This window comes from Pseudomonas sp. G5(2012), from assembly GCF_000408945.1.
Taxonomy (GTDB): domain Bacteria; phylum Pseudomonadota; class Gammaproteobacteria; order Pseudomonadales; family Pseudomonadaceae; genus Aquipseudomonas; species Aquipseudomonas umsongensis.
This window is the reverse complement of sequence record NZ_APIO01000186.1, coordinates 1-4,818: the sequence shown is the minus strand read 5'-3', so window position 1 is coordinate 4,818 and position 4,818 is coordinate 1. Positions and strand designations below refer to the sequence as shown.

General features: G+C 62.2%; 4 protein-coding genes. All 4 read left to right on the top strand.

Annotation, left to right across the window (positions count from 1 at the left end; translation table 11 throughout):
- The first annotated feature begins 108 nt into the window (after positions 1–108).
- The 4 genes from pcaQ (at position 109) to PG5_RS32130 (ending at position 4,545) form a co-directional block, all read left to right on the top strand.
- Positions 109–1,038: a pca operon transcription factor PcaQ gene (gene pcaQ, locus PG5_RS32145; RefSeq protein WP_020801258.1), complete on the top strand. Its 930-nt coding sequence runs from the start codon at positions 109–111 to the stop codon at positions 1,036–1,038.
- A 122-nt stretch (positions 1,039–1,160) separates the two neighbouring features.
- Complete coding sequence (gene pcaH, locus PG5_RS32140; protein ID WP_020801257.1) at positions 1,161–1,880, top strand: protocatechuate 3,4-dioxygenase subunit beta; 720 nt, start codon at positions 1,161–1,163, stop codon at positions 1,878–1,880.
- 12 nt (positions 1,881–1,892) lie between these two features.
- Entirely contained in the window at positions 1,893–2,495 is a 603-nt protein-coding gene (gene pcaG / locus PG5_RS32135) for a protocatechuate 3,4-dioxygenase subunit alpha (RefSeq protein ID WP_020801256.1), read from the top strand.
- Between the two features lie 256 nt (positions 2,496–2,751).
- Positions 2,752–4,545, top strand: coding sequence for an alpha/beta fold hydrolase (locus PG5_RS32130; protein ID WP_020801255.1), 1,794 nt, complete (start codon positions 2,752–2,754; stop codon positions 4,543–4,545).
- The last annotated feature ends 273 nt before the right edge of the window (positions 4,546–4,818 follow it).

Sequence of the window (4,818 nt, the reverse complement as noted above, 5' to 3'; positions counted from 1 at the left end):
CCGTTACCGCAGCAATGGATGTGCCCCCCAAAAAATGGCCGGGACAACCACACAACCACTGCAAATCCAACAATAATAGAGGCCAAACCACCAAGGCAGAGCCCCCTTTTGAACATCGATAACCGAATCAAATTCCGGCATCTGCTGTGTTTTCTCGAGGTGGCACGCCAGGGCAGCCTGGCACGTGCCTGCGACAAATTGGCGATCAGCCAGCCAGCGCTTTCCAAAACCTTGAAGGAACTGGAAACCCTGCTCGATGCCAGGCTGTTTGAACGGGGTAAAAAGGGCTCGACGCTGACCGAAGCCGGCGTGGCCTTCCTGCGATACGCAGGGCCGAGCGTGCAAGCGCTGCGCGACGGGGTCAACAGTTTGCGCTCGGGCGTGCATGAGCCCATTACCGTGCAGCTCGGCGTGCTATCCACGGTCGAAAGCCTGTTGGTACCGGAAGTAGTCTGCCGCCTGCACGACCGTCACCCGGCGTTGGTGGTCAGTGTCGTGACTGGCCCAAGTGCCTATTTGCTGTCCCGACTGCGGGTCGGTGAGCTGGACCTGGTGGTGGGCCGGATGACCGATAGCCCACTGATACAAGGGCTCGCGTTCGAGCACTTGTACAGCGAATCCATGACCCTGGTGGTCCGCAGCGGCCACCCGGTGCTCAACGATCCGTCGGGACAGAAAAACCTCGAAGACTATCCGCTGGTATTGCCGTCGGCGGGGACGACGATCCGCAAGTTCGCCGACAGCCTGTTCGTCCAGCACGGGATCACACCATCGCGCCAACGCCTGGAAACCTTGTCGGTGGCCCTGAGTCGGCGCTACGTGCTGTGCAGCCAGGCTATCTGGGTCGCCCCTCTCGACGCTGTCAGGCAGGATTTGCGACAGGGTGAGTTGGTCGAGCTGGACCTTGGAATGCGTGAGCCGGGTGGCTCCGTCGGGCTGTGCACCAATCCCGCGTTACCGGTATCACCGGCGGCGCAGTGGTGCGTGGAGGCATTGCGCGAGGTCGGCCAGGAGTATCGCGAAGGTCAGTATCCATAACCATCTGGATATGCATAAGGTCGATTTTTTCAATTTTGCGCTGGGACGTACAAGAGGACACTGGGCCACCAGTCGCTGCCAACGCAGTGCCTCCGTCCCACCATAACAATAGGAAAAACGACATGTCTGATGCGCACGACAGCCGCTTCGTCATTCGTGACCGTAATTGGCATCCCAAGGCCCTGACGCCTGACTACAAGACCTCGATCCTGCGCTCCCCTCGCCAGGCATTGGTGAGCATCCCCCAGTCTGTATCCGAAACCAGCGGCCCGGATTTTTCCCATCTGCAAATGGGTCGGCACGATAACGACCTGCTGTTGAATTTCAATCACGGCGGCCTGCCCATCGGCGAACGCATCATCGTCGCGGGCCGGGTTTGCGATCAATACGGCAAGCCGATTCCCCACACCCTGGTGGAGATGTGGCAAGCCAATGCCGGTGGTCGTTACCGGCACAAGAAAGACAGTTACCTGGCCCCCCTCGACCCCAATTTCGGCGGCGTTGGCCGTGCGTTGACCGACCGCGATGGCAACTACAGTTTCCGCACCGTCAAGCCCGGCCCCTACCCATGGCGCAACGGCCCCAACGATTGGCGACCTGCGCATATCCATGTCTCCATCAGTGGCCCCTCGATTGCCACGCGCCTGATTACCCAGCTGTATTTCGAAGGTGATCCGCTCATCCCCATGTGCCCGATCGTCAAGTCGATCGCCAACCCGGACGCGGTACAGAGCTTGATCGCCCGCCTGGACATGGGCATGGCCAATCCCATGGATTGCCTGGCTTATCGTTTTGATATCGTCCTGCGCGGCCAGCGCAAGACCCACTTCGAAAACTGCTGAGGAGGCCTGCGAATGCCCGTTCAACTTCTGCCTGAAACCCCGTCGCAAACCGCCGGGCCTTATGTGCATATCGGCCTGGCGCTAGAGGCCGCCGGCAACGCGCCGCGTGAGCAGGAAATCTGGAATGAGATGGCCAGGCCTGGCGCGCCAGGCGAGCATATTCTAGTGGTGGGCCACGTGTATGACGGTAATGGCCACTTGATTCGCGACGCCTTCCTGGAGTGCTGGCAAGCCAACCACGACGGCGTCTACGACAGCGCGTTCGACCTGGAAAAACCCTTCAATTGTTTTGGCCGTACCGCGACCACCGATGTCGGTGAATGGACGATCAAGACCGTCAAGCCCGGCAGGCTGAAAAACGCCTCGGGCGTTACCATGGCGGCGCATATCAACGTGGCGTTGTTTGCCCGGGGCATCAACATTCACCTGCAGACCCGCCTGTATTTCGACGACGAACCCGAGGCGAATGCCGTGGATCCGGTGTTGAACCTGATCGAACAGCCCCACCGGCGCGAATCCCTGGTCGCCAGGCGCTGCACCGTGGATGGCAAGCTGGCGTACCGCTTCGATATTCATCTTCAAGGCGAAGCGGAAACGGTGTTCTTCGACTTCTGACGCGGCGTGGGCAGACACCAAGCTGCCCACACTCCTGAAATGAGTGCCGGCGCGCTTCAAGCGCGCTGGGTCAAACCCGCTTTCAATTCCGCTATGCATGCCTGCAGGCGCTCACGTTCAACTCATCGGCCTGCGCTCCCCGTGTCATGAAATGAAAATTCGCTGTCGTGCAATGCGAGGTGGTCGCCCCCTGCTACACCCTAGAGTCGGAGCAAAATAACAACCGGGCTCAGCACCCGGATAAAAGAGAGCCGACATGAGCAGATCCACCCGAACGAGCGAGTCCGTAACTCCAACCCAGCGCCCCCCAGCAACCGGCCGAAAGCGCCGCGTTCGCAAGGAGGGTGATCCCGCTGGCGACACCCAGCAACAAGAGCTGATCGGCACGGCTTCCAACCAGACCCTGGCGGCCAATCCGCTGGTCAGCGTGCGCGCGGCGGACCTGGCCAGCTCGGCCGGTTACCTGCTCAAGGCCGTGGGCTTGTCGCCGCTCAAGGCTGGCGCCCATCTGGGTGGCTACCTGAAGGAACTGCGCGGCATCGTCGGCGGCAATTCCAGCATCGCGCCAAACCCCAAGGACAAACGCTTTGCCGATCCAGCCTGGCAATCCAACGCCTTCCTGCGCGCGCTGCTGCAGAGCTACCTGGCCGGGCAAAGTGAACTGACCCGCTTCATCGAATCCACCGACCTTGCCCCGCTGGAAAAGAGCCGCGCCCGGTTCGTCGCAGAACTGCTGGCCGATGCCGTGGCACCGAGCAACTCGCCGCTGACCAATCCGGCGGCACTGCGCAAGCTGGTGGACACCGGGGGCATGAGCCTGGCCAGGGGCATCCGCCAGTTCGGCGATGACATGCTGAACAACCGTGGGCTCCCAAAACAGGTCGACAGCTCGCCGTTTACGGTTGGCGAAAACATCGCCACGGCCAAGGGCCAAGTGGTGTTTCGCAACGAGATGTTCGAGCTGCTGCAGTTCGCCCCCACCACTGAAAATGTCCATGCCCGGCCCTTGGTGATGTCGCCGCCGCAAATCAACAAGTACTACGCCATCGACCTGTCACCGGAGAAAAGCCTGATCAAGTGGATCCAGGACAGCGGCGTGACGCTCTTTGTCATCAGCTGGCGCAACCCCACCCGCGAGCACCGCGACTGGGGCTTGGCCGAGTACGCGCTGTGCCTCGACCAGGCGGTGGACGTGGCACGCCAGATCACCGGCAGCCCGGACGTCAACATGTGGGGCTCCTGCTCGGGCGGCATCACCCTGGCGGCTTACCTGGGCTGGCTGGCGGCCCGTGGCGAAGGCCACAAGGTGGCCAACACCAGCTGGGCCGTGTGCGTGCTGGACATGCCTTCGGCACTGGACGACACCACCCTGGGGTTGTTCACCACCCCGTCGGCCCTGCGCGCGGCCAAGGCCAGCTCCCGGCGCAAGGGCGTACTGAGCGGCCAGGGCATGGCCCGCATGTTCGCCTGGATGCGGCCCAACGACTTGATCTGGAACTACTGGGTCAACAACTACCTGCTGGGCAACAAGCCGCCGGCCTTCGACATCCTGGCCTGGAACAGCGACACCACGCGACTACCCGCCCAACTGCACGCGGATTACCTCGACCTGGTCCAGCAGAACCCCTACAGCAACCCGGGCTCCCTGGAGATTGCCGGCGAGTCGATCGACATGACCCAAGTGAAGGTCGGCGCCTATGTGATCGGCGGCACCACCGACCACATCACACCCTGGCAGGGCTGCTACGGCACCGCCCGACTGTTTGGCGAGGACGCCACCTACGTACTGTCCAACGCCGGCCACCTGCAAAGCCTGGTGAACCCGCCGGGCAACCCGAAGTCGTTCTACTACGCCGCACCGGCCGCCGCCGAGACCCCGGAAACCTGGCTGCAAAACGCGGGCGAGCGCCAGCAAGGCAGCTGGTGGCCGCATTGGCGCGAATGGATCGGCCAGCGCTCAGGCGAAAGCCGGCCGGCGCCGAAGAAACTTGGCTCGCGCAAATACCCGCCCCTCTGCCCCGCACCTGGCACCTATGTCATGGAGCGTTGATGACGCGCGGCGCCTGGATGAACGCGTTGTCCGGACATTCTTCGCGAGCAGGCTCGCTCCCACAGGTTCCACACGGACCTTTGTAGGAGCGAGCCTGCTCGCGATGGACTTCAACGATGACGCGGGGCGCCTGGATGAGAGCGTTGCCCGGACATTCTTCGCGAGCAGGCTCGCCCACAGGGGATCAGGTACAGCCGTGGAGCAGGTCGGCTTTAAGGCCGCCTCGCTTTGGTTTTTGATCTGAGGCGCCCCATTAACCACGATGGCCGAACG